The organism is Pseudarthrobacter sp. ATCC 49987 (assembly GCF_009928425.1).
Classification (GTDB): Bacteria; Actinomycetota; Actinomycetes; order Actinomycetales; family Micrococcaceae; genus Arthrobacter.
The window spans coordinates 3,540,059-3,563,261 of the sequence record NZ_JAABNS010000001.1 but is presented as its reverse complement, the minus strand read 5'-3'; the positions used below and the strand labels follow the sequence as shown (position 1 = coordinate 3,563,261).

Below are 23,203 nucleotides of genomic sequence, written 5' to 3'. Positions count from 1 at the left end.
CCAGTGCGGCAGGCGCCCTTCTGCGCGCCGGGCGGCCGTCAGGGTTTGCTGGCCACCCCCAGGACGTGGGCCAGCCGCGGGTTGCCGGGGAGGACCGAAAAGCCGAAGCGCTCGAGGCCCTGCACCGTGAGGCCCGCCCCGGCGATCACGCCGACGGTGTCCCGGTTGGGGTGGCATCCGCCTGCCATCCGGCTCCACAGCGGTGTGACCAGGTCTTCGGCGGCCGCAAGCATGCGGTGCGCCGAGCGGACGTGTTCATAGAACAGCAGCAGGCCGCCCGGCCGCAGTACCCTCACCGTCTCCGCGACGGCAGCGGACTGGTCCGACACGCTGCACAGCACCAGGCTGGAGACGACGACGTCGATCGACGCGTCCGCCGCCGGCAGCGATTCCGCCACGCCGTCCTGTACGGTGACCGGCACCGGTGCAGTCCTGGCAGCGGCCAGCGCCAGCTCCCGGAGCGTGGCGTCCGGTTCGAGGGCCAGTACCCCGGTCACCGCGGAAGGGTAGAACGGGAAAGTGGCCCCGTAGCCTGCCCCGATTTCGACGACGGCGCCGTGCGCCGCTGCCAGGAGGCGCCGGCGGTGGTCCGCGGCCCCGCGGGCGTCCATCCGCGGACCGACCCGGGCGAAGGATCTCCCGAATGAGGGGTTGCGTGGTGGGGTCTCCGGCATGGGGGTCACTTTCAGGTCAGCCGACGTCCGCGGGGTTGAGCTTCAGGCCCCGCAGCAGCTGCGCGTTGAGGGCCACCACGATCGTGGAGGCGGACATCAGCACGGCCCCGGCGGCGGGGGAAAGGACGATCCCTGCGAACGCCAGGACGCCGGCGGCCAGTGGCACCGCAATGATGTTGTAACCCGTGGCCCACACGAGGTTCTGCCACATCTTCCGGTAGCTCGCACGGGACAGGTCCACCATGGACAGCACCGCCCGGGGGTCGTTCCCGGCCAGGACCACGCCAGCGGACTCCACCGCGACGTCGGTGCCCCCGCCGATCGCGATGCCCACCTCGGCCCGGGCCAGGGCGGGGGAGTCGTTGACGCCGTCCCCCACCATGGCCACCTTGAGGCCGCGGGACTGGAGCTCGGCCACCTTCTTGTCCTTGTCCGCCGGCAGAACCTCGGCGAAGACCTCGTCAATGTTCAGCTCGGTGGCCACGGCCCGGGCCACCTGCCGGGCGTCGCCGGTGATCATGGCAACCTTGATCCCGCGGTGCTGCAGCGCCGCGACGGCCTGGCGGGATTCCGGCCGCACGGCGTCCTCAAGGCTCACGGCGCCCAGCACGGCGTCGCCGTCCACCACATGAAGCACTGCCGCACCCCGGTCCCGCCAGGCAGCTGTCGCGGCCGCCAGTTCCGGGGGTTCCTCTGCCTGCAGTTCCCTGAGCATCGCGGGGCCGCCCACCCGGACCGTCCTGCCGCCGATCGTGGCGCGGACGCCCCGGCCGGTCAGTGAAGTGAAACCGCCCGCCAGCGGGACAGCTAGTCCGCGCCCGCGGGCCGCGGCGACGATCGCGCGGGCCAGGGGGTGCTCGCTGTCCGATTCCGCTGCGGCGGCCAGGGCGAGCAGCCCATCAGGGTCCGTCCCTTCGACGGCGGCCACGTCCTTCAGTTCCGGCTCGCCCTTGGTCAGGGTCCCTGTCTTGTCGAACAGCACGACGTCGACCGTCCTCATCCGTTCGAGCGCCATCCGGTTCTTGATCAGCACGCCGGCCCGGGCGGCCCGCTCCGTGGAGATCGCGATGACCAGCGGGATGGCAAGGCCCAGCGCATGCGGGCAGGCGATGACCAGCACCGTCACGGTGCGTTCCACGGCGTCGGGCACGCTGCCCAGCAGTGTCCAGGCGATGAAGGTGACGACGCCGGCCCCGGCCGCGAAATAGAACAGGAACGCGGCGGCACGGTCCGCGAGTGCCTGGGCCCGTGAGGAGGATGCCTGCGCCTCGGCCACGAGCCGCTGGATCCCGGCGAGGGCGGTGTCCTCGCCGATGGCAGTGACCTGAACGCGGAGGCTGTTGTCCGTGGCGATCGTGCCGGCGACCACCGGGTCGCCCGGGGAGCGGAGGACCGTCTTGGACTCACCCGTGATCATGGATTCGTCGAATTCTGCCTGCCCCTCGGTCACAGTTCCGTCCGCCGGCATCCGCGCGCCGGAACGGACCAGAATGGTGTCGCCGCTCCTGAGCTCGGAGACACCGACAATCTCGGTTCCGGACCCGGTAATGCGTTCGGCCTCGTCCGGGAGCAGCGCCGCGAGGGCATCCAGCGCGCCCCGGGCGGAGCCGAGGGCGCGCATTTCAATCCAGTGCCCCAGCAGCATGATGTCAACCAGGAGGGCCAGTTCCCACCAGAAGTCGAGGTCGAACCCGCCGATCCCCAGAGTGGTCACCCATGAGGCGATGAACGCGACGGTGATGGCCATGGCGATCAGCAGCATCATCCCCGGCTTGCCGGTTTTCAGCTCGTTCAGGCCGCCTTTGAGGAACGGCTGGCCGCCATAGAAGAAAATGACGGTTCCCAGGACGGGAGGAATCCAGCCGGAGCCGGGGAACGCAGGAGGTTCGTAGCCGAGGAGTTGCCCGAACATGGGGCTGAAGAAGACCACCGGGACCGCCAGGACAAGAGTCAGCCAGAACCTGTTCTTGAACATCGCCACGCTGTGACCGGCGTGCTGGCCGTGGCTGTGCACCAGGTGCTCGTCGTCCTGCTGCGGCGCAGGGCCGGTGCCATGCATCCCGATCGTGCCGGGTTGCTGGCCGGCCGGGTCGCCGTGCTGGTGGTTCAGCTGCTGGCCGCCGACTGCGTGGTTGCCGTGCCGGTGTTCCATGATGTGCGCTCCTGGGAGATCCATCGATGTGCGGGTTGAGCTTCACCATACCCCTAGGGGGTATAATCCACAAGAGTTTCCCCGGTCAGCGGACCTCGATCACGCCCATCATTCCCAGGTCCTCGTGGTCCAGGATGTGGCAGTGGTAGACCGCGCGGCCGCCGAAGTCGCGGAACGCGACCCTGACTGTGGCCTGTCCATTCGCCCGCACGTTCACCACGTCCCGCATGATGACGGAATCGACCGCCAGGCCGTTGTCCTCGATGAGCTGCATCGGCCACACATGCAGGTGGAAGGGGTGGTCCATCGGGCTCGTGTTGACCAGCGTCCATTCCTCCACGGTTCCGGCTGCCACGACCGTGTCCGTGCGGGACCCGCTGAATTCACGGCCATTGATGCTGAACTGCATCATGCCGCCCATACCTCCGCCCATGCCTCCCGATCCCGCCCCCATCGCCAGAACCAGTTGCCGGCGTGCCGCCACGGCGGCGGTCCGGAGGTCCGCCGGGGCCGGCCGCACCGCGACGGCACCGGGCACGGCCGCGGATTCGCCGCCGACCCGAAAGGTCGCCAGTGCGGCTGCCCCGCGGACGGGGGACGGCGCCTGCCCCATCATTCCCGGCATGCCGCCGCGGTCATAGGGGAGGGCCTGCAAAGTGGATTCGCCGTCGACTGCCGTCACCAGCAGGTCCGCCCGGTTGCCCGGCGCCAGCAGGAGTTCGTCCACGGCTTCGGGAGCGGGGGACCGGCCCGAATCCATGCCGATCAGCTCCAGCCGCTGGCCGTCCAGCCGGAGTCGAAGGAAGCGGGCGGCGCAGGCGTTGATGATCCGCCACCGCTCCCGTTCGCCCGGGCGGGCCGTGAGCAGTGGCCTGCTCTGCCCGTTGAGCAGGAGCAGTTCACCTTCCCGGCCCGCCATGCGCTCCATCTGCGACACCGCGGCTATGTTGCCGGCACTGTCCAGGGTGGTGTCCGAGACAAGCAGCACACGGTCCGCGCTCACCGGGATGGGTTCGGGATCCTCGACGATGATCGCCCCGAAAAGCCCTGCAAAAATCTGCCCCGCAACCATGCCGTGGTGATGGGGGTGGTACCAGTAGACGCCCGGCGGGTGATCCGGCGGCAGCCGGTAGCTGTAGTCGAAACCCGCTCCGGGCTGGACCGTGACAAACACATTGTCACCGTTGGCCTGCGGGGACACGTGCAGGCCATGGACGTGCAGGTTCGTTGGTTGGTCGATGCTGTTCACAAGCCTGATGCTGAGCTCGTCGCCGGGGCGCAGGCGGAGGGTGGGACCCGGGACAGCGCCGTTGTAGCAAAGGGGCCGGGCCGGCCGGCCGCCGAGCTCCACCTGTCCGCGGGCGGCCTCCAGGGTGAGCTGCAGCCTGCCGCCGGCGCTGCGAAGCTCGGGGGGACTGCGCAGCCCGGTCCCTTGCGCGCCCCCGGCCCCGCTGCCCGGCTGCTGGGTGGAAACCAGGGACCACCACAGTCCGGCTCCGCCTGCCACGGTGGCCGCGGTGCCCAGGCCGCCCAGGAGCAGGGCGTCGCGGCGGCTGACGGGCCGCACTAGCGTTCCTCGCCGAGCACTTTCAAGTTCTCGCGGTACTGTTCCGCGGTGAGCTCGCCCCTCGCGAAGCGTTCGTCCAGGATCAGCCGGGCCTGGCTCTTCCCGGCGGGGAAGCCAGGGCCGCCCGGGGGAGTCCCCGGCGGGCCATAGGGCGGGGTGCCGTAGCGGCCGGGCTGGTTGGCACCGCCGTGGCCGGGTCCGCCGGTGAAGAGCCGGACGGCGAGCAGCACCAGGGCGGCGATCCCGACCAGCAAGAGCACACCCCAGAGCCACATCCAGCCGATACCGTTGCCGTAGTACCCCATCATGGCCAGTTCCCTTCGCCCGCAGCCGTGCCTGTCCCTGTACCTATACTCCGCCCGATACCGGGCGGAGTATAGGGTCCTTAGTCGCGTCCGGGATCCGGCTGCAGGAAAGCCTCAGCTGATCAGCAGGCTCAGGGCTTCGGTCAGGTGTCCCACTTCGCGCACCGAGAAACCCGCAGGAATCGGTCCCGCGCCGTTTGGGCTTGCCGGGACCACGGCGTGGGTGAAGCCCAGCCGGTGGGCTTCCTGGATCCGCTGGTTGATGCCGGGCACGGGGCGCACCTCGCCGGCCAGACCCACTTCGCCGAAGGCGATGAGCCGCTCCGGCAGGGGTTTCCTGGCCTTCGCGGAGGCCACGGCCAGCGCGACGGCGAGGTCCGTGGCGGGCTCGCTGAGCTTTACGCCGCCCACGGTTGCCACGTAGGAATCGTCTTTGCTGAGCAGGCAGCCGGCGCGCTGCTGGAGCACCGCCAGCAGCATGGCCACCCGGGAACTGTCCAGCCCGCTCGTGGCCCGGCGCGGCTGGGCGCTGGAGCTTTCGGCCAGCAGGGACTGCACCTCGGCCAGAAGCGGGCGCCGCCCTTCCAGGGTCACCGTGATGCAGGTGCCGGAGACCGGCTCCTTAGTCCGCGAAACGAACAGCCCGCTCGGATCGGCCAGGCCCACAATCCCGTCCTCGTTCAGGTCGAAGCAGCCGACGTCGTCGGTGGGGCCGTACCGGTTCTTGACCGCCCGGAGCAGCCGCAGCCGGGAGTGGCGCTCGCCTTCGAACTGGCACACGACATCCACGAGGTGCTCGAGCAGCCGGGGCCCGGCGATGGAGCCGTCTTTGGTCACATGGCCGACCAGCAGGGTGGTCATGTTGCGGCGCTTGGCGGCGGCGATCAGGGAGGCGGCAACCTCCCGGACCTGCGAGACGCCGCCGGCGCTGCCTTCGACGTCGGCGCTGCTCATCGTCTGGACGGAGTCCACGATCAGCAGGCGCGGCTCCAGCTTCTCCACCTGCCCCAGGGCCTGGCCGAGGTCCGTTTCGGCGGAGAGGTACAGGGATTCGGCGACGGCGTCGATCCGGTCCGCGCGGAGCTTGACCTGTGCGGCCGATTCCTCGCCCGTGATGTAAAGGACGTCCTGCGCGGTGCGGGCAAACTTGGCCGCGACGTCCAGCAGCAGGGTTGACTTGCCGACGCCCGGTTCGCCCGCCAGCAGGATCACGGCGCCCGGGACCAGCCCGCCGCCGAGCACGCGGTCCAGTTCGTCCACACCGGTGGGCAGGAAGGCTGCGGTGGTGGCGTCCACCTCGGAGATCCGCCGGGCCGGCTCCAGCACGGTGGTGGCCGCCGTCGTCCGCGCTACGGCGCCGCCGGTTTCCTCCACGCTGCCCCAGGCCTGGCACTCGCCGCAGCGGCCCACCCACTTGGCCGTGGTCCAGCCGCATTCAGCGCATTTGTAGCCCGGCGCCTTGGTGGCCCGGGAAGTCTTGGTAGCCATTGCTCCACCCTATCGGCGCCCTGCGACATGCACGCTCCCGCACCCCCGGCACGCGCCCCGGCAACTGCAGTGGCAACTACAGCGGGGGAAGGATATCCCGGGCTTCCCGGGAGTCGACCCCGGCCGCCTCGAGCAGGTCCACCATCAGCGGACGGAACAGCATGACCACCGTTTCGCCCTCCAGCCGCTGCACGTCAAGCAGCCTCGGGTGCAGGCGGCCGGCGATTTCCCGAAGCTCCGTCCGGGCCGTCCGCAGGTGGGCGCGGCGGACGCCGTCGTGCACTTCCGCCAGGCCCAGGGAGAGTTCGTCGACGGCGTCGGCGGTGTCCCGCAGGACCTCGGCGATGTTCTGCGTGGCCTCGTCGGACAAGGCCGCATGATTGATGGCGCTGGTCAGGCGGCGGGCAAAGACCCGGCTGTTGCGCAGCGCAAGGTCGATGTAGTCGAGCGACTGTTCCATCTGGTCCAGCTCGTCCCGGTGCCTGCGGTAGGCCGGCGCCAGGGTCGCCACCTCGCCGGAGGACCGCAGCGACTGCCGCATGGCGTCGACGAGCGGCTGGCAGTTCCGCCCCCGGATCAGCGCATGCCAGGCCTGGGTGGAGTCGCTGTAGCTCAGGGCGGAGGCACATTCGCGCAGCACCTCGGCGAGTTCGTGCAGGAGCTTCTTGACGTCGGTGCGGGGTTCCCGGCGCGGGTCCTTCGGGATCAGGATCGTCACCAGCAGGGCGAACACCCCGCCCACGACGGCGTCGATGCTGCGGGTGAAAGGACCTCCCGCCGGCGCCGGCAGAAGCACCACCAGCAGGGACTGCAGGCCCAGCTGGGTGGTGAAGATCGTCCCGCTGTCCAGGAACCTCGCGAGCAGGATCGAGAACAGCAGCACGACGGCGGCCTGCCACATCCCGGCGCCCAGCCAGTGCAGCAGCAGGTCCCCGACCACGATGCCGATGGTGCAGCCCAGGCCGACCTCGATCACGCGGCGCAGCCGGGGGTCGCGGGAAAAGCCCAGCGAGATGAGCGAGGACGTGGCGGCGAAGAGCGGGCCGCTGTGGCCCAGCACGTACTCGGCGAACGCGTACGCGCCAACTGCGCAGGCGGTCATCTGGATGGCCGGCATGAGGGAGTTCCGGCTCCGGACCAGGCCGGTGCGGACCCGGCCGCGCAGGAATCGGGCGCTTGCGGAAAGTCCAATAGCGGAGGCCATGCGCTCCAGTCTATTGGGCCGTGGATCCTGCAGTTCGTCGACGCGGATCCCTACGGCTGTGACGCGGCTGACGCAATGGGGGCCCGGCGGATGTAAGCCAATGTCCCGGCGTCGTTAACCATCCGTTCATCTCGGACGGCAATTCTCTTCATCTGGGGCACCTAGTTTCAATAGAGGTACAAACCGTACGCATCTTTGCCCGGCCTTCTCCGGCCCGGCACGCACAGAAAATCCCTGGAAGGGGCACATCTCAGTGAAGGCACTCCGCTTCGGCCGCACCTCGGCTATCGCTGTCATCGCAGCTGGCGCTCTCGCGCTGACCGCCTGCGGTTCGGACAACGCAACCAACACGGCCCAGTCCGCCGCGCCGTCCGCCTCGGGCCCCGCAGTTACGGGCACCCTGACCGGCATCGGTTCCTCCGCGCAGGGCGCTGCCATGGACGTGTGGAAGACCAATTTCGCCTCGGCAAACCAGGGCGCCAATGTCCAGTACTCCCCGGACGGCTCCGGCGCAGGCCGCAAGGCCATCCTGGACGGCTCCGCCCAGTTCGCCGGCTCCGATGCCTACCTCAAGGATGACGAGTACGCGAGCTCCAAGACCACCTGCGGCCCCGAGAGCGCCCTCAACATCCCGGTCTACATTTCCCCGATCGCCGTGGCCTTCAACTTGCCCGACATCAAGGAACTGAAGCTCGATGCCGCCACCGTCGCCAAGATCTTCCGCGGCGGGATCACCAACTGGAACGACCCGGCCATCGCCGCCATGAACCCGGATGCGAAGCTTCCGGACCTCAAGGTCACCCCGGTGAACCGCTCCGACGACTCCGGCACCACCCAGAACTTCACCGATTACCTGGCCGCCGCCGCTCCCGAGGTCTGGACCGACAAGGCTGCAGGCATCTGGCCCGCAGCACTGAAGGGCGAGAACGCCAAGGGCACCTCCGGCGTCGTCAAGACCGTGACCGACACCCCGGGCGCCGTAACGTACGCCGATGACTCCGCCGTGAGCGGCAAGCTGGGCGTCGCGCAGATCAAGGTGGGCGGGTCCTTCACGAAGATCTCCGCCGACGCCGCTGCGAAGGCAGTCGACGCCGGCAAGCCGGTTGAGGGCCGCAACGCCAACGACCTGTCGATCAAGCTGGACCGCACCACCACGATCGAGGGCGCTTACCCGGTGGTCCTGGTTTCCTTCCACGTCGTCTGCAGCACCTACGCTGACCAGAAGACCGCGGACCTGGTGAAGGCATTCGAGAGCTACGTCGTCTCCGACGCCGGGCAGAAGGCAGCCGCTGAGGCCGCCAAGTCCGCCCCGCTGTCCAAGACCCTGCAGGACAAGGCCCTCAAGTCCATTCAGAGCATCAAGGTAAAGTCCTAGGGTTCCCTAGCGCTGACAGGCATAGTGGAAACACCAGCCTGATCCTGGTTCCCTGTCCCGTTACGGCTGTCACCGACGGCCGTAACGGGACAGGGAACCAATGCGTTTGTCCGAAGTACACAAAGATCTGAAGGATCGTGAAGTGACCACCACCTCCCTGACCACGTCCCGGGGCACAGGCCGCGCCGGCGATAAGGTCTTTTCCGCAGCCACATTGGCCGCTGGGTGCCTGATCCTGGCCGTGCTCTTCGGAGTGGCGATCTTCCTCGTCATCCAGGCATTCCCTGCCCTTGTGGCCTCCCCGGACAAGATCCAGGGCGGCGAGGGCTTTTTCGCCTACATCTGGCCGATCGTCATCGGCACCCTGATCGCAGCCGTGATCGCCCTCGTGATCGCAACGCCGGTCGCGATCGGCGTGGCGCTGTTCATCTCCCATTTCGCCCCGCGCAAGCTCGCCTCCGGCCTGGGCTACGTGATCGACCTGCTGGCCGCCATCCCCTCCGTGGTCTACGGCGCCTGGGGTGCCGCGTTCCTCGCCAAGGAAATCTCGCCGGCCTACAACTGGCTGGCCAACAACCTGGGCTGGCTGCCGATCTTCCAGGGACCGGCCTCGGCCACAGGCAAGACCATCCTCACCGCGGGAATCGTGCTGTCCGTCATGGTCCTGCCCATCATCACGTCGCTGAGCCGCGAAATCTTCCTGCAGACCCCCAAGCTGCACGAAGAGGCCGCGCTCGCGCTTGGTGCCACCCGCTGGGAAATGATCCGGATGGCTGTGTTGCCGTTCGGCCGCCCGGGCATCATCAGCGCCGTCATGCTGGGCCTGGGCCGCGCCCTCGGCGAAACCATGGCTGTCGCGCTGGTGCTGTCCTCCGGCGTGCTGACCGCGAGCCTTATCCAGTCCGGCAACCAGACCATCGCCGCCGAAATCGCCCTGAACTTCCCCGAGGCCAGCGGCCTGAAGGTCAACACGCTCATTGCCGCCGGCCTGGTCCTGTTCGTCATCACCCTCGGCGTGAACATGATCGCGCGCTGGATCATCAGCCGGCACAAAGAATTCTCGGGAGCCAACTAAATGACCTCCACCCTGACCCCCGTCAAGAAGCGCTCGGCCCTCACGAAGGGCCAGCTGCCGAAGTGGGCCCCCTACCTGGTTCTCGGCATCGCCGTGGTTCTCGGCGCGGCCGTCCTGGCCCTGATCGGCTTCAACGCCCTCGGCTGGGGCATTGTCTCCGCAGTCTTCTTCGCCATCGGCCTCGTCGGCTGGAGCGCCGCCGTCGAAGGCTCGCGCCGCGCGAAGGACAAACTGGCCAGCTGCCTCGTGGTGGGCGCGTTCCTGATCGCGCTGCTGCCCCTGTTCTCGGTGATCTGGACGGTCCTGGTCAACGGCCTGCCCGGCCTCACGGACCCCGGCTTCCTTTCCACCTCGATGAACGGCGTCACTGGGGCCTACGACAACAAGAGTGTCGAGGAAGGCGCCCCCGTGGTCGGCGGCATCTTCCACGCCCTGATCGGCACACTGCTGATCACGGTGATGGCGACCGTCATCTCGGTACCAGTGGGCCTGCTGACCTCCGTCTACCTGGTGGAGTACGGCAATGACCGCCCGCTTGCCCGCGCCATCACTTTCTTCGTGGACGTCATGACCGGCATTCCCTCGATCGTGGCCGGCCTGTTCGCGGCCGCCTTCTTCTTCGCAATCGTCGGACCGGGCACCAAAACCGGTGCCGTCGCCGCCGTCGCCCTCTCCGTGCTGATGATCCCCGTGGTGGTCCGCTCCAGCGAGGAGATGCTCAAGATCGTCCCCAACGAACTCCGCGAGGCCGCCTACGCCCTGGGCGTGCGCAAGTGGCGAACCATCCTCAAAGTGGTCATCCCGACGGCGATCTCCGGCATCGCCTCGGGCGTCACCCTCGCGATCGCCCGGGTGATCGGCGAAACCGCCCCCATCCTGGTCACCGCGGGCTTCGCCACCTCGATCAATTACAACGTGTTCGGCGGCTGGATGGCCTCGCTGCCAACCTTCATCTACACGCAGATCCTTAACCCGACCTCGCCGTCCAACCCGGATCCCTCCTCTCAGCGCGCCTGGGGCGCCGCCCTGGTCCTCATCATCCTGGTGATGCTGCTCAACCTCGGCGCCCGCCTGGTCGCCCGCATGTTCGCCCCCAAGACCGGCCGCTAGCCCGGCATGGCGACACCATTCTTCAGCCCGTACCTCCAGCAAGTGAAGGAAAATCATGTCTAAGCGCATCGACGTCAAAGACCTGAACGTCTACTACAGCAAATTCCTGGCCGTCGCAGACGTCAACATCAACATCGAAGCCAAGTCCGTCACGGCGTTCATCGGGCCCTCCGGCTGCGGCAAATCCACCTTCCTGCGCACCCTGAACCGGATGCATGAGGTGATCCCCGGCGCCCGCGTCGAAGGTGAGGTACTGCTCGACGGCGACAACCTGTACGGCCCCGGCGTGGACCCGGTCACCGTCCGCTCGCAGATCGGGATGGTCTTCCAGCGTCCCAACCCGTTCCCCACGATGTCCATCCGCGATAACGTGCTGGCCGGCGTGAAGCTGAACAACCAGAGGATCTCCAAGGGCGAGGCCGACGCCCTGGTGGAACGCTCCCTGCAGGGCGCCAACCTCTGGAACGAGGTCAAGGACCGGCTGGGCAAGCCCGGCTCGGGTCTCTCCGGCGGCCAGCAGCAGCGGCTCTGCATCGCCCGCGCAATCGCCGTGGAGCCGCAGGTCATCCTGATGGACGAGCCCTGCTCCGCGCTGGACCCGATCTCCACACTGGCCATTGAGGACCTCATCAACGAGCTCAAGGACCAGTACACCGTGGTGATCGTGACCCACAACATGCAGCAGGCCGCCCGCGTCTCGGACAAGACCGCGTTCTTCAACATCGCGGGCACCGGCAAGCCGGGCCGGCTGATCGAATACGGCGACACCCACACCATGTTCAGCAACCCGACCGAGAAGGCCACCGAGGACTACGTTTCCGGCCGCTTCGGATAGCCCGCCCGGTTCATCGACTGCTCCGCAGGTGCCGTTTTGAGCGCTCAAAAGGGCACCTGCGGAGCAATCGATGGGTCCCTACAGCCCCGCGAGCGGTGACAGGGACAGGGCCAGCACGAAGGCCGCCGCCGCGGTGGCCACCGGGGTGAGCACCCAGAACATCAGGATCCGGATCACCATTTTCCGGTTGGTGGCCGGGAACCCCTGATTGCTGCCGGAACCCAGGACGGCCGACGTGACAGTGTGCGTAGTGGAGATGGGCCAGTGCAGCCCGATCGCGCCAATCAGCAGGATGGCCGAGCTGAACAGTTGCGCGACGGAGCCGCGCAGGGGATCCATCCGGATCAGCCGGTAGCCAATGGTGTAGGAAATGCGCCACCCGCCGGCCAGGGTTCCCGCGGTCAGCAGGGCCGCGGTGAACAGTGCCACCCAGACCGGCATCTCCCGGCCATCCGACAGCCCTGACGCCAGCAGGGCAAGGACCAGGACGGCGCTGGTGCGCTGTCCGTCCTGCAGTCCGTGGGCGAACGCCACGGCGCCCACCGCAATGCTCTCCGCGCGCCGCGCGCGGCCATTCACGACGTTCGGGGGCGTATACCGAGCGGCCCACGTCGCGGGCCAGACCAGCAGGTAGGCGCCCACGAAGGCAATCAGCGGTGAGAGCAGCAGCGGAAGCACCACCTGGGAAAGCAGGGACGTGTCAACGCCCCCGACGGCGTGCCCGCCGACGGCCACGCTCGCAATCCCGGCGCCGGCCAGCCCGCCTACGAGGGCATGCGTCGAGGACGACGGAATGCCCTGCCACCAGGTGTAGATGCCCCACAGCACGGCACTGAGCAGGCCCGCCATCAGGATGGTCAGCCCGTTTTCCCCCTTGGGCAGCTGCACCCAGGTCTGGCTGACGGCCAGGGCCAGTGCGGCGCTCAGCCCGGCACCGACGAAGTTGAACAACGCGGCCAGCAGCACGGCGATGGTCGGGGTGAGGGCGCGGGTCCGGACGGCCAGCGCCACCGCAGCCGAGGCATCCCGGAAACCGTTCAGGAAGGCGAATGCCCCGGCGAAGACCACCACCAGGGCAAACAGGAGGATGGTCACGTCAGGATTCCTTGACGATGATGCTGCCCACCTGGACCGCGACCCGGCGCATGTCCCGGGTGACTCCCACGAGCTGGTCGGCGATGTCCCGGTTCCGCGCGTACCGGGCCGGCTTCATTTCGTTGAGCATGTCCGCTACCCAGACCCGGTGGGACCGTTCGGCGCGCTTGGACAGGCGGAGGACCTCGATCCAGTAGTCCTCGAGGTCGTCCAGGTTGTCCAGCCTCCGCATGGCGTCCACGGTGAGCTCGGCCTGCCTGCTGATGATTTCCAGCTGGTCTGCGGCGCGTTTGGGCAGGCGGTCCAGCTTGTAGAGGGACACCAGGTCGGCGGCGGCATCGAGCTTTTCCATCGCCTCATTGAGGAACCGGGAGAGGGCATACATGTCCTCGCGGGGGAGCGGGTTCACGAACGAGGTCCGCATGTGCGTCAGCAACGCGAAGTGCAGCTCCGCGGACTTGGCCTCATGGTTGTGCATGTCCTCGACCAGCCGGTCGTTTTCACTGGCCGGTGCGCCCAGGATTTCCGACAGGGTGCCCGTGGCGAGCGCAATCTGGCCTGCAAGCTGGGCGAGGAGGTTCAGCCCGGCGGGCTCCTGGGGGAAAAGGCGCAGCTTCACGTGTGATTACCGGTCTTCGGGAGGGAGGTGCACGGCTGTTGTCTGCCGGGTGTGTGAAGTGATGATGACCCGCGCATGAGGATTACTTTACCGTCCGGCCTGAAAGGGCCGGAAAGGGCGCCCGGGCGGCCCGGGAATATGACGGCGCCCGCCGGGCAGAACCGGCAGCGGGCCACTCACGGGGCATGAAAATGGTGCCGAACCGGATACGCCTCTCGGCGGTAGGCCGCTCTAGGCGGCTAGATGTTGAAGCCCGGGGGTTTCGCGGTTCGGCACCGCTTTTAGTTTTCTACGAGGTCGGGGACAAGTCAACATTGACAGTCCGTGTGCGGCGTGCCTACCGTGTGCGGCGTGCCTACCGTGTCCGGCGGCATCACGCCTTCTCAGTCCAGTTCGCCCAGGCGCCAGGCGTTGGCAGCATGTTCGAGGTCCTCCGCGGTCTTGACCAGGAGGTGCGAATTGCGCGTGAGCTTGCTCGCGTGGTTCTCGTTGCTGTGCTCGGCGCCGTCGGCGAGGGTGGCTTGGCCCAGTGCAACCACGCGGCAGAACGCGGCAGAACGTTCCAGCGCGACGTCGAACTCGCCGTCGAACGCGCCGGACAGGATGGCGTCCGCCATCGATTTCATCTCCTCCGCTCCGGGCGGCTCGGCGGCGCCGGCCACGACGTGCGAGACCTGGGCGGTGTCCTTGCCGGCCCTGAAGTAGACAGAGATCCGCTCGGGGTCCTGGATCGTGGCGGCGCGGAGTGCGTACAGGCGCCAGAGGGCCCCCGGAAGCGACCGTGCCGGGCTTTCGGCCCACATTTCGGCGATGGCTTCCAGGCCCTGTTCATCGGCGAGCTTCACGAGCCGCTTGGTCACGACGGGGTCGTCGCTGTCGCGTCCGCGGCGCACGAGAGCCTGGGCGGCGAGGTGGGCGGCCTCGGAGACGCGGGCAGGATCGGCCCCGCCCGCGAAGGGCTCAAAGTCAATGGGGGCGAAGGGCTTCGGCTTGTGGTGCCGGTGCGGTCCGGGGGCGCTGGATCCTGCTTGCTCGCTCATGCCACCACGCTACTCCAGTGCTGTCGGGGAATCGAGCGTGGGGACCGTTGGCCCCCGGTCCGCACCGCAGCCGTCCAGGGCGCACGACGGCGGCGTCCCTGCCCCGTGCGCAAAATGCGCCCGGGTCTGGGGTACAGTATTAACGTTCAGAAATGGACTGGGCTGATCAGCCCTTGAACTGCGGATTTATCCGCCGTTTGAGGTCTTCAGCTGGGGCCTTTAGCTCAGTTGGTAGAGCATCGGACTTTTAATCCGTGGGTCGTGGGTTCGATCCCCACAGGGCCCACCCGGGGAGCAGGCCGGAGGCATGAAGCCTCTGGCCTGCTTCTGTTTTAACCGCCTCCCATGCCGGCAGCTTCCACCCCGTTCACCGGTCCAGGAGGGTTAGCGGCCAAAATGTGTGTATGGCTTGGGCGTGTCACCGGTTTCTTCCGCCCCATCCTTGCTGGATTCCGTTGCCGTCTTCGAAGCTGAAGGCTGTGTCGTAGAGGGCCGGTTGGATGGGCTCCTCCACCTCCTTTGACTCCTTCTTTTGGGGTTGCCAGTGGTGTGGTTTCACGAGGTCCCAAGGGTCCTGGGGTGATTCAGTGTGCTGGTAGAGGTACCAGTCGACGGCGCGTGTGGCGTGGTCTTCGCTGAGGCCGCGGTGGTTCCGCAGAAGGTCTTTGAGGCCTGCGTTGATTCCTCCCTCCAGCGGGCTGGTCGTCCGGGCGATCTGCTGGCCTTCGGTAGCGCTGGTAAGCCAGGTGAAGAGGTGCCCTGCCTTGATGGCAGCGGCCAGGCTTCCCCGTGCCCGGCGCAGGCCCAGATGTGTGTACCACCAGGTCTGTGCCGGTCCGATGTGTGAGGGCCTGGCGCCGGTTTTCTTCGCGTAGGTCCGGTGCTTGAGGAAGCTCTCCCAGCGGGCCTCCCAGGAAGCGAACGCACCGGACCAGGCGGCGGCCTGGTCAAGGTCCGTGACGTGGGTGAGTGCCTTGGCCAGGGCTAGTAGTTCCTTACCGGCATCGAGCTTCGGACGCATCGTCAGATGCGTGCGGATGTTCTGCCGGATATGGAACAGGCACCGTTGAACGTTCGTTTCCGGCCAGTGTTCCCTCAAGGCGCTCTCCAGGCCCTTGTGGCCGTCCACGACGGCCACCGCCGGGGCCGGGATCTGCCGCAGAAGCGCAGCCCACGAGGCGTGCTTTTCCCGGTCACACCACTGCCACGCGATGACGTGCTCGCCGGTGTAAGCGACCAGGACGCACCAGCCGTTGAAGTAGGTGCCATCGAGCATGATCACCGGGTGTATTTCCCCGGTCCGCGCGGCCGCCGGGGCGACATTCCAGCACCAGGCACTCCGGCGCCTGAAGGTCCTCTCCGAGCCGGCGTGGGCGCCTTGCCGCTGCTTCCCCGTGATCCAGGAAATGAAGGCCGTGAACTCTGCCCTCTTCGTGACATCAACCCGGGATTGAGTACTCGAAGCACCACACGACCTACACCGCCATCTCGTCCGCCCGGCACTGGTCGAACCGTTCTTCACAAGCTTCTGAGCACATACACCACACCGGGGCTGATTTGATCGAACCGTCACTCCACATGCTTTCAAAGCATGTGGACACCCCTACAACCCGCGCGAACACTGGCAACCAAGCCAATCTCATACACACATTTTGGCCGCTAACCCGTCCAGGATGGCGGCCCAGCGTTGTCCGGCCCGCCCGCCGCGGCCAAAAAACCTACGATGGCCTAGTAATCAGGTCGGCTAGGATTGCCGGATGAATGCGCACAGCCCCACCGGATCCGGGTATTGGTACGGACCCGACGACAGGCTCGACCCGCCCGGCGCCGTCCTGCAGGCGCTGCGCGAGTACCGCAACGTGGAAGTCGCCCGGCGGCGGGCCACGAGGGATTCGATGGGGATGGGCGAGACGGACCTGCTGGCCCTGCGGTACCTCCTGCGCACCCAGGCCGACGGCGAGCAGGTGGGGCCCAAGGACCTGAGCCGCGTCTTGGGGATCACCACGGCCTCCACCACGTCGCTGATCGACCGGCTCGTGGGCAGCGGCCATGTCCGCCGCGAGCCCCACCCCACGGACCGGCGGTCGCTAGTGATTGTTCCCACCGTGGCGACGGATGCGGAGGTCCGGGCCACTCTCGGTGACATGCACCGCAGGATGATGGCCGTCGCGGAAGGCCTCAGTGCCGACGAGGCGAGGATCGTTGTGAGCTTCCTCCGCCGGATGAGTGAGGCCATCGCGGAGTCGCGCAACCACGCGGTGGAATAGCCGCCGAAGCAACTAGCTAGGCTGACTAGTTATATGTATGCTTACTAACCATGTCTGATATTCGTTTCTCCGGCGGCGCCGTGGCTGACGTGGCTCCGGCCGCCGTTCCGCCCGTGCAGGCCCTTGCCGCCCCGGTCCACTGCGGGATGCCGATGGAGTGGAAGGCGCCGGCCCCCGCCCTCAGGTCCGTTTACTCCTTTGCACCGGCCGATGCCTCCGCGGAATTGCCGCCGCTCTGGCGCTGCGGGTGCGGCTTCCAGCTGGACGGAATCGTGCACACGTCCAGCATCGTGTCCGAGCTCAGCCGTTGAGCGCCCCGCACTCCGCGGTGGCCCTGGCGGAGCGGCCCGCCGCCCTGCCGGTCCCTGCCGCCGTCGGGCTCGATGCCAGAGTGTTGGCGCTCCCGGACGCTCCCGGGGGCCGCTTCCTCGTCCACGAGCTGCTGGGCCGTGGCGCCACGGCCACCGTGTTCCGCGGAACGGATGTGGCAGACGGCCGGCCCGTGGCCATTAAGGTCGCCGAGGGCCCCGAGCCGCAGCAGGCGGAGCGGATCCACGCCGAGGCGCGGGTTCTGGCCTCGCTGGACCATCCCGCGATCGTCACCTTCATTGCCGAAGGCGTCGTTCCGGCCGGTGACCCGTGGGCCGGGCGCCCTTTCCTCGTTGAGGAGTTTGCTTATGGGGGCAGCCTCGCCGAGCGGATCCGCAGCGGCCCAGCCGACGCCGGCGAAGTTGCCCGCTGGGCGGTCGCGGCGCTGTCCGGTCTTGCCCACGTCCATGCCCGCGGACTGGTCCACCGGGACATCAAACCCGCCAATATTCTGCTCAGCGCACTGCGGCGGTCCGCGGTCCGGATCGCCGATTTCGGCATCGCCACCCCGGCTGGAACCACACTGGAGCCGGGCGACTCCTCCGGCACCGTGCACTACATGAGCCCGGAACAGGCCGCTGGCCGGCATCCCGGCGCTCCCGGCGACATCTATTCCCTGGGGCTGGTGCTGCTTGAGTGCCTCACGGGGGCCAAGGCGTTTCCGGGCACCCCGGTGGAGTCCCTGGTGGCGCGGACCCTCCGCAAGCCCCTGATTCCCGCCGGGCTCGGCACTGCGTGGGTGTCGCTGCTGACGGCCCTGACCGCCATGGATCCCGCGGCGCGGCCCTCGGCCGCCGCTGCCGGGAACCTCGCGGCGAAGCTTCCCCGCGCGTCCTGAGCGGTGCTGCCGCGGGCAGCTCAGCCTGGCTGGGTGCCCGCGGCAGTCAACCCGATCACCGCTTGGTTGCGCCCGGCCGCTTTCGCGTCATACAGGGCCCGGTCGGCTTCCCGGAGAAGCCGCTGGAGCCCCGCGTTCCCGTCGTGGGCGTCGACGACGCCGAAACTCGCCGTCGGCGAGTCTGCGCCAGCGGGCAGGGAACTGTGCTCGGCCAGGGCGGCATTGATCCGGTCGGCGATGCGGACGCCCCCGGCGGCGTCGACGCCGTCGAGCAGCAGTGCAAATTCCTCACCGCCGTAGCGGCCCACCAGATCAGCGTCCCGCACGGCCAGGCGGCAGGCCTGGGCGAAAGCGCGGATGACGCCGTCGCCCGCGTCATGGCCGAAGCGGTCGTTGATGGCTTTGAAGCGGTCCAGGTCCGCCATAACAATCACGGTGTCGACGCCGGCGGCGAGGTTGGCCCGGAGCCTGCGCTGGGCCTGGCGCATGAACTCCTCGCGGTTCAGCAGTCCGGTCAGCCCATCATGGTAGGCCAGCTCCTGCAGGTTCTCGGTCCGGCGGGCGTAATTCAGCGAGGTGATGCTGGACGAAACGACCACCAGCAGGACCATGGCCATCAGCATGGACACGCCGGTGCCGAAAAGCACCTGGAACAGCGGATCCGCCGGGCCCAGGACAGCCAGCCCCACCGTCCGGCTTAGGTAATAGACGGCACAGACGGCAGTAGCGACGGCGAGGGACCGGACACGATGCCAGGAGTCTTCGCGTTCGCGCCACAGCTCCATGGAGGCGAGACCGGTCGCCGTCCCCATCAGCGCCAACAGCACAATGCTGCCGATCCGGGCGTTATCGGAGTAGTGGACGGAGGCGTCGACGGCGAAGGCCGCCATCGCAGGGATCCCCAACAGCCAGGGCAGGATCCGCCGGCCGGCCAGCGAGCGGGTTCCCGCCCAGACGCAGCCGGAGCCAAGCACCATCACGCCATTTCCCACGCTGGGGGCCCAGGCCACCGCCTCGGCCTCGCCCATGAAGTAGAAGACGGCCGCCAGGAAGAACGAGGCGACAGCCCAGCACCACCAGCCGGCAAAGGGGGCCCGGTTCTTGCGGTAGGTGTCGAAGTAGAACAGGACCAGCATCGTGAGCGTCATCAGGGCGAAGACCACCATGAGCGTTGACCTGTCGAGCAGCACCATAACGTGAAGTTTCCCAGCTGCCGGAGAGGCCCTCCCCAAGGACCGCCAGCATAGTTCCCCGCCGGATCAGGCCCCGGCCGGGACAAGTCTCTCAGAACGTTGGCCCGCTGCCCAAAGCGGTGAGACATCCGGGCGACGCCGGGGGTCCCCGTGCGATGGTCCGGGGTGCAAGATGGTGCCATGGATGCCGCCGATGCCCTGAACGAGATCGCTTTCTGGCTCGAACGCGAGCTTGCCCCGACCTTCAAGATCCAGGCGTTCCGGAAAGCCGCAGGAATCATCGCCGGTCTCGGCGCGGAGGAACTGGCAGCCCGGGCCGGGGACGGCCGGCTCCGGAGGACCAAAGGGATCGGCGACCGGACGTTCCAGGTCATCAGCGAAGCGCTCGACGGCGGCGTGCCGGAGTACCTCGACGGACTGCGAAGCCGGGGCGCCCAGCCCCTGGTGCCGGGAGGGCATACGCTGCTGGCCGCCCTCCGCGGCGACCTGCACAGCCACAGCGACTGGTCCGACGGCGGATCCCCGATCGAGGCCATGGTGGGCGCCGCGAAACTGCTGGGCCGCGAGTACCTCGCGCTGACCGATCATTCGCCCAGCCTCAGGATCGCCAACGGGCTCCGTGCCGAGCGGCTGGCCGAGCAACTCGACATCGTCGCGGGGATCAACGGCGACGGCGACGGCGGCTTCCGCCTTCTGCGGGGCATCGAGGCCGACATCCTCGAGGACGGCAGCCTGGACCAGACCCCCGAGTTGTTGGACCGGCTGGATATCGTGGTCGCCAGCGTGCACTCAAAGCTGCGTGCGGACAGGCGCACCATGACCCGGCGGATGCTTGGCGCGATCACGGACCCGCACACGAACGTGCTCGGCCATTGCACGGGCCGTCTCATTCAAGGGGACCGGGGCATACGGCCGGCGTCGGAGTTCAACGCCAAAGAGGTCTTCGCCGCCTGCGCGGAGCACAACGTCGCCGTCGAAATCAATGCCCGGCCCGAACGCCAGGACCCGCCCGGCGCCCTCATCGAACTGGCCCTCGACGCAGGCTGCGTGTTCAGCATCGACAGCGACGCCCACGCCCCGGGCCAGCTCGATTTCCTGCAGTACGGCGCCGAGCGGGCCGAACGCAACGGCGTGCCGGCGGAACGGATCATCACCAGCTGGCCCCTGGCCCGCCTTCTGGAGTGGGCGGGCGCGGGAAGCTGACGGACGGCGGCCAGTCGGTGCCGCGGACGGGCTTGTCGCGCGGGACATGCCCTCCTGCGGCTTCGTGGCGTGGACATAGTGCTGTTATGCCCAGTCCTGGGCGCAGGGACTGGGCATGTCCCGCGGTCAGGGGTGGCTGCGCACGTCCGTTTGCCGGAGCTTGCGCGGGACATGCCCTCCTGCCTCTTTGTGGGGTGGACATAGTGCTGTTATGCCCAGTCCTGGGCGCAGGGACTGGGCATGTCCCGCGGTCAGGGACGCGCCGGGATCAGCGCAGTGGGGGAGGCCAGTTCCACCCTGCCCGCGGCTGCGCCGGGGAGTCCGCTCGCCGGATCCAGCGCGTATGTGACGACATCGCCGGAGCGTTCGTGCGCCACATGCAGCCAGCCGTGCCTGACCAGGTGATGCCGGGGCCAGTTGCCCCCGCTGGGGACGTCGGCCAGGGGCTGGAGGGCGCCGCCCGGGTCCACCCCCAGCACGCCGATCCGGTTGGAGCCGCGCACGCCGATGTAGGCGTGCCTCCCGTCCGCGGCGAGGGCAATCTCTGCCGCGGAGTCGCCGGGTCGTGCGCCGCCGCTGGTGGCCGGGAAAATTCCGGTCAGGGTGAACGTCCCCGGCTCCCGGGACCGCTGCACGACGGCAACATCTATCGAGTATTCGGTCACCACCAACACACTGCCGCCCGGATGCTGGACGAGATGCCGGGGGCCGCAGTCCCGCGGGAGGGCCACTTCGTGGTCCAGCCGAAGGCCCTGCGAGGGCACGTAGTCCCAAACCCGCAGGAGGTCGTGCCCGAGGTCGGTGGTCATCACCCTGCCATCATCGAGCATCAGGCTGGCGTGGGCGCGGCTGGGACGCCCGGGGACTATCGATGCGGCGGCCGGGAACCGTGCCGAGATGCCGCCGCCGTCATCCAGTTCATAGAGCGCGACCTGGCCGTCGCCCCAACAGGCCACCACGAGGAAACGGCCCTGCGGGTCGACGGCGACGTGGCAGGCGGCGTCGCCGGCCGGCCAGCCCGGGCCGGCGGGTTCCAGGCCGAAGTCGCCGGACCGGCGGTACGCCCGGACGGTCCGCGCCGCCTCGCCCACGGCGTAGACCACATCAAGGGAGGGATGCACGGCGAGGAACGACGGCGAGTCTGCCGCGGCGGCGACCCCCAGCCAGCGCAGCGTCCCGTTGGCGCCGGCACGCAGCGCCCCGATTCCGGCACCGCGGCCGCCGCCGTCCGCGGTGTAGCACCCGGTCCAGATCAGCTCGTTTGACGGAACGGCGCCCGCCGGCACCGGCAGCGAAGATTCGGAAGCCGGTTGTTGGGTAGGCATGGTGCCATCCTGCCACTTCGCTAGCATGGGAGTTCCGGCACCAGCAGCGGAAAGGGGGCCCTGGCATGACGGACCCACCTGCGCTCCGGACCTCGGTCATCACACGGCTCCGGGCGGCCGGCTGCGTCTTCGCCGAGGAAGAAGCCCGGCTGCTGACGGCAGCCGCTGCCACGCCCGACCACCTTGATGCCCTCGTGGAGCGGCGGGTAGCCGGTCTGCCGCTTGAGCACATCCTGGGCTGGGCGGAGTTTTGCGGACTGCGGGTCGCCGTGGACACGGGCGTATTCGTGCCCCGCCGCCGCACCGAGTTCCTCGTCCGGCAGGCCGTCCGGCTTCTCCCACAAAAAGGCGGCTTGGGGCACGCGCCCGTCGTCGTGGACCTGTGCTGCGGATCAGGGGCGGTCGGCACGGCGCTCGCGGCGCTGGCCGGCCCCCTGGAGCTGCATGCTGCCGACATCGACCCCGCCGCGGTGCGGTGCGCGGCCCGGAACATCGTGCCGCTCGGCGGTGCGGTCCACGAAGGGGACCTGTACGAACCACTCCCGGCGAGGCTGCGCGGTCGAGTCGACGTCCTTGCCGTCAACGGCCCGTATGTTCCCTCGGCAGAAATCGGCACGATGCCGCAGGAAGCCCGCCTCCACGAACCGCGGGTTTCCCTCGACGGCGGCAAAGACGGGCTTCAGGTGCAACGGCGGGTGGCCGCCGCGGCGCCGCAATGGCTGGCGCCGGGCGGCTCCCTGCTGATCGAGACGAGCCGGCGGCAGGCGCCGCGGACCGTCGAGCTGTTCCTCCGCAATGGACTCACGGCCCGGGTTGCCAGCTCCGCGGAGCTGGACGCCACGGTTGTGATCGGAACAGCGGTGAGTCGTCCGCCCCTCTAACCAGGAAACCCGGCGCGGCTAGGAAACCTTGTCAGGATCGACGTTCGTCGCTGCACCGGCCGGGGTGGCACCGCCTTCGTCGGACCAATCCTGGCCCTGCTGGTCGTTGAGGGCCGGGTCGGACCCGACGTCGGCCGCGGCCGGCGCCGTGGAGGTCCCGAGGTTGAGGGTCTCCGGGTGGGCGCTGTGCGCGGGGATGCCGGCGGCGTCGTTCGACGCGCCTTCGCCTGCCGTCACGCTGGGGGAGCTGTCGCGGCGGACGGCACCGATCACCGTACCCGCGCGGCGGGCCGCCTCGCCCAGCTGCTCAGTCACCTCGGGTGCCTTTTCCTTTGCTGCATCGGCCGCCGCGGTCACCTTGTCCTGGACCGGCTTGCTTTCCCACAGGGCTGCCGCGCGTGCCTTGAGCTTCTCGTACGCTGCCCGTCCGGACCGTGACCCGAGAACGTAGCCTGCGGCGATTCCGGCTCCGAAAAGAAGTTTGCCTTTCATGCGGTCCTCCTGCTGATCGGTGGTGCTCAAAATTGGTGTTGGTAAATCCTGGTGAGGCCGTGTGCCAAAAAACCGGCCCCGGGAAGAATCCCGGGA

Annotated in this window: 22 protein-coding genes and 1 tRNA gene; 10 read left to right on the top strand and 13 right to left on the bottom strand. The window is 68.4% G+C overall.

Features of this window, described 5'->3' with window-relative positions:
- Positions 1-38: 38 nt before the first annotated feature.
- The 6 genes from GXK59_RS16470 to GXK59_RS16445 all read right to left on the bottom strand — a co-directional run bounded on the left by GXK59_RS16470 (position 39) and on the right by GXK59_RS16445 (position 7,390).
- The gene (locus GXK59_RS16470) at positions 39-674 is read right to left on the bottom strand and encodes a class I SAM-dependent methyltransferase (protein WP_160668396.1); all 636 of its coding nucleotides are present in this window, start codon (positions 672-674) and stop codon (positions 39-41) included.
- 16 nt (positions 675-690) lie between these two features.
- Positions 691-2,826, bottom strand: a complete 2,136-nt coding sequence (locus GXK59_RS16465; RefSeq protein WP_160668395.1) for a copper-translocating P-type ATPase — start codon at positions 2,824-2,826, stop codon at positions 691-693.
- An 85-nt stretch (positions 2,827-2,911) separates the two neighbouring features.
- A complete protein-coding gene (locus GXK59_RS16460; protein WP_160668393.1) occupies positions 2,912-4,393 on the bottom strand; it encodes a multicopper oxidase family protein in 1,482 nt (493 codons plus the stop codon).
- Positions 4,393-4,701 (bottom strand): SHOCT domain-containing protein, encoded by a 309-nt coding sequence (locus GXK59_RS16455; RefSeq protein WP_160668391.1) that lies wholly within the window; start codon positions 4,699-4,701, stop codon positions 4,393-4,395. Before GXK59_RS16455 ends, GXK59_RS16460 begins: the two co-directional genes overlap by 1 nt.
- A gap of 111 nt (positions 4,702-4,812) precedes the next feature.
- A complete protein-coding gene (radA, locus tag GXK59_RS16450; RefSeq protein ID WP_160668389.1) occupies positions 4,813-6,186 on the bottom strand; it encodes a DNA repair protein RadA in 1,374 nt (457 codons plus the stop codon).
- 76 nt (positions 6,187-6,262) lie between these two features.
- Entirely contained in the window at positions 6,263-7,390 is a 1,128-nt protein-coding gene (locus tag GXK59_RS16445; protein WP_160668387.1) for an FUSC family protein, read from the bottom strand.
- A 253-nt stretch (positions 7,391-7,643) separates the two neighbouring features.
- Between GXK59_RS16445 and pstS the strand changes: the two genes are divergently transcribed.
- The 4 genes from pstS (at position 7,644) to pstB (ending at position 11,785) form a co-directional block, all read left to right on the top strand.
- Positions 7,644-8,765, top strand: coding sequence for a phosphate ABC transporter substrate-binding protein PstS (pstS, locus tag GXK59_RS16440; protein ID WP_160668386.1), 1,122 nt, complete (start codon positions 7,644-7,646; stop codon positions 8,763-8,765).
- A 142-nt stretch (positions 8,766-8,907) separates the two neighbouring features.
- Complete coding sequence (gene pstC / locus GXK59_RS16435) at positions 8,908-9,840, top strand: phosphate ABC transporter permease subunit PstC (protein ID WP_160668384.1); 933 nt, start codon at positions 8,908-8,910, stop codon at positions 9,838-9,840.
- Positions 9,841-10,950 carry a phosphate ABC transporter permease PstA gene (gene pstA, locus GXK59_RS16430; RefSeq protein WP_160668383.1) on the top strand — a complete coding sequence of 370 codons (1,110 nt, stop codon included), beginning with the start codon at positions 9,841-9,843 and terminating at the stop codon, positions 10,948-10,950.
- Between the two features lie 55 nt (positions 10,951-11,005).
- The gene (gene pstB, locus GXK59_RS16425) at positions 11,006-11,785 is read left to right on the top strand and encodes a phosphate ABC transporter ATP-binding protein PstB (RefSeq protein WP_024366059.1); all 780 of its coding nucleotides are present in this window, start codon (positions 11,006-11,008) and stop codon (positions 11,783-11,785) included.
- A 78-nt stretch (positions 11,786-11,863) separates the two neighbouring features.
- Here pstB and GXK59_RS16420 read toward each other — a convergent pair whose 3' ends face one another.
- The 3 genes from GXK59_RS16420 to GXK59_RS16410 all read right to left on the bottom strand — a co-directional run bounded on the left by GXK59_RS16420 (position 11,864) and on the right by GXK59_RS16410 (position 14,539).
- Positions 11,864-12,880: an inorganic phosphate transporter gene (locus GXK59_RS16420; protein WP_160668381.1), complete on the bottom strand. Its 1,017-nt coding sequence runs from the start codon at positions 12,878-12,880 to the stop codon at positions 11,864-11,866.
- 1 nt (position 12,881) lies between these two features.
- Positions 12,882-13,499, bottom strand: a complete 618-nt coding sequence (locus GXK59_RS16415) for a DUF47 domain-containing protein (RefSeq protein WP_160668379.1) — start codon at positions 13,497-13,499, stop codon at positions 12,882-12,884.
- A 383-nt stretch (positions 13,500-13,882) separates the two neighbouring features.
- Entirely contained in the window at positions 13,883-14,539 is a 657-nt protein-coding gene (locus GXK59_RS16410; protein WP_024366056.1) for a hypothetical protein, read from the bottom strand.
- Between the two features lie 213 nt (positions 14,540-14,752).
- On the opposite strand from GXK59_RS16410, the gene GXK59_RS16405 reads away from it, so the two are divergent.
- A tRNA-Lys gene (locus GXK59_RS16405) sits at positions 14,753-14,825 on the top strand.
- 132 nt (positions 14,826-14,957) lie between these two features.
- On the opposite strand, the gene GXK59_RS16400 is transcribed toward GXK59_RS16405, so the two are convergent.
- A complete protein-coding gene (locus tag GXK59_RS16400; protein ID WP_160664191.1) occupies positions 14,958-16,112 on the bottom strand; it encodes an IS1249 family transposase in 1,155 nt (384 codons plus the stop codon).
- A gap of 184 nt (positions 16,113-16,296) precedes the next feature.
- Here GXK59_RS16400 and GXK59_RS16395 point away from each other — a divergent pair, with 184 nt between their 5' ends.
- Genes GXK59_RS16395 through GXK59_RS16385 form a run of 3 tightly spaced genes read left to right on the top strand, consistent with a single transcriptional unit; the run spans position 16,297 to position 18,013 of the window.
- A complete protein-coding gene (locus GXK59_RS16395) occupies positions 16,297-16,806 on the top strand; it encodes a MarR family winged helix-turn-helix transcriptional regulator (protein ID WP_160668377.1) in 510 nt (169 codons plus the stop codon).
- Positions 16,807-16,856: 50 nt separating this feature from the next.
- Entirely contained in the window at positions 16,857-17,117 is a 261-nt protein-coding gene (locus GXK59_RS16390) for a hypothetical protein (RefSeq protein ID WP_160668375.1), read from the top strand.
- Positions 17,114-18,013: a serine/threonine-protein kinase gene (locus GXK59_RS16385; protein WP_237393929.1), complete on the top strand. Its 900-nt coding sequence runs from the start codon at positions 17,114-17,116 to the stop codon at positions 18,011-18,013. The genes GXK59_RS16390 and GXK59_RS16385 overlap by 4 nt, the downstream gene beginning before the upstream one ends.
- A gap of 20 nt (positions 18,014-18,033) precedes the next feature.
- Here the strand turns inward: GXK59_RS16385 and GXK59_RS16380 are convergent, their stop codons facing one another.
- Positions 18,034-19,206 carry a GGDEF domain-containing protein gene (locus GXK59_RS16380; RefSeq protein WP_160668373.1) on the bottom strand — a complete coding sequence of 391 codons (1,173 nt, stop codon included), beginning with the start codon at positions 19,204-19,206 and terminating at the stop codon, positions 18,034-18,036.
- A gap of 180 nt (positions 19,207-19,386) precedes the next feature.
- Here GXK59_RS16380 and GXK59_RS16375 point away from each other — a divergent pair, with 180 nt between their 5' ends.
- A complete protein-coding gene (locus GXK59_RS16375; protein ID WP_160668371.1) occupies positions 19,387-20,409 on the top strand; it encodes a PHP domain-containing protein in 1,023 nt (340 codons plus the stop codon).
- Positions 20,410-20,660: 251 nt separating this feature from the next.
- On the opposite strand, the gene GXK59_RS16370 is transcribed toward GXK59_RS16375, so the two are convergent.
- Positions 20,661-21,734, bottom strand: coding sequence for a lactonase family protein (locus tag GXK59_RS16370; protein WP_202129149.1), 1,074 nt, complete (start codon positions 21,732-21,734; stop codon positions 20,661-20,663).
- A 65-nt stretch (positions 21,735-21,799) separates the two neighbouring features.
- On the opposite strand from GXK59_RS16370, the gene GXK59_RS16365 reads away from it, so the two are divergent.
- Positions 21,800-22,615: a putative protein N(5)-glutamine methyltransferase gene (locus tag GXK59_RS16365; protein ID WP_160668369.1), complete on the top strand. Its 816-nt coding sequence runs from the start codon at positions 21,800-21,802 to the stop codon at positions 22,613-22,615.
- A gap of 18 nt (positions 22,616-22,633) precedes the next feature.
- Here GXK59_RS16365 and GXK59_RS16360 read toward each other — a convergent pair whose 3' ends face one another.
- Positions 22,634-23,107, bottom strand: coding sequence for a hypothetical protein (locus GXK59_RS16360; protein ID WP_160668367.1), 474 nt, complete (start codon positions 23,105-23,107; stop codon positions 22,634-22,636).
- Positions 23,108-23,203 lie beyond the last annotated feature (96 nt).